Below are 1,352 nucleotides of genomic sequence, written 5' to 3'. Positions count from 1 at the left end.
TAGGTTTGGCCCTGTCATCAGCGCGGCCCGCCGGGCTTCCCACCAGGGACATGCCCCCACCCGCACGAGTCACTTCGTGCTGCCTGGGAGCATTCCTTGCTGTTCCGCGACTCCGCGTCCGCGGTCGCCGCCGAGAGCCTGGCCGGATCACTGTTCGTGCGTCTCATCGACCAGTTCGTTCACAAGCACGGCCATAAGCCCAGCCCGTCCGAGGTGCGCTCCTGGGAGCGCAGCATCCCGGCTCTGACCAACGCCCTCCTGGACGCCGGGCTCGGCATGGTGGAGGTGCTACTCGAGTACTCGCTCCCGCTCAACAGCAAGCGAGCTGACGTCGTACTCGCCGGCGTTCACCCGAGCACAGGCGAACCGTCGTTCGTGGTGGTCGAGCTCAAGCAGTGGAGCAGCGCGCTGCCGGAGGACGGCGAGCCGCTGCTCTGCCGGGTCGACGCATACACCCGACCGGTGCTGAACCCGATCGAGCAGGTCCGCGGCTACTGCAACTACCTCATCGCCTTCAACGGGGCGCTCGCCGCCCATCCCGAGCGGTTGTCCGGTGTGGCCTTCCTCCACAACGCGACGGAGTTCGGCGTCCAGGGCCTCTACGAGGTGCCACAGGACGAGCGCGGCCGGCTCTTCACCACCGAGCGCCGCGGGGAGTTCGTCCAGTACCTCCGCTCGAAGCTGAAGCCGGTCTCCGGCGCGGAGGCGGCGGACCAGTTGCTCGCTGGCAAGGTGGCCCCGTCCAAGCAGCTGATGACAGTCGCCGCCGAGGAGGTCCGCGAGCGCGAGCAGTTCGTCCTGCTGGACGAGCAACGGGTCGCCTACGAGCTGGTGCTGCGCGCGGTCCGCCAGGCGCAGCGGTCCGACCACAAGGAGGTCGTCGTCATCACGGGCGGCCCGGGCACCGGGAAGAGCGTCATCGCGCTGTCCCTCCTGGGTGATCTGTACCGGCGTGGCGTCACGGCTCTGCACGCGACCGGGTCTAGTTCGTTCACCACCACCATGCGGCGGGTCGCCGGGGCACGGAGGCGTGAGGTGCAGGAGCTGTTCAAGTACTTCAACAGCTTCATGTCCGCCGAGCGCAACGGGCTGGACGTATTGATCTGCGATGAGGCGCACCGGATTCGGGAGACGTCGGCGAACCGCTACACCCGGGCCGCGCAGCGGACGGGGAAGCCGCAGATCGAGGAGCTGATCGACGCGGCCCGGGTGCCGGTGTTTCTGCTGGACGAGCATCAGGTCGTCCGGCCCGGCGAGATGGGCACGGTGGCCCAGATCCGGGCGGCCGCCGCCGTGAAGGGCCTGGGCTGCCAGGTGGTCGAGCTGGACAGCCAGTTCCGCTGCGGCGGCAG

1 protein-coding gene is annotated in these 1,352 nt (G+C 68.9%); it reads left to right on the top strand.

Annotated elements, in window-relative coordinates:
* Window positions 1–96 precede the first annotated feature (96 nt).
* A partial coding sequence (locus ACFP3U_RS36875; RefSeq protein WP_380230149.1) for a DNA/RNA helicase domain-containing protein occupies window positions 97–1,352 on the top strand: 1,256 nt, incomplete at its 3' end.

The organism is Kitasatospora misakiensis, assembly GCF_042656005.1.
Taxonomy (GTDB): Bacteria; Actinomycetota; Actinomycetes; order Streptomycetales; family Streptomycetaceae; genus Kitasatospora; species Kitasatospora misakiensis.
The sequence above is the reverse complement of the archived record's forward strand: the minus strand, read 5'-3'. Positions and strand labels throughout refer to the sequence as shown.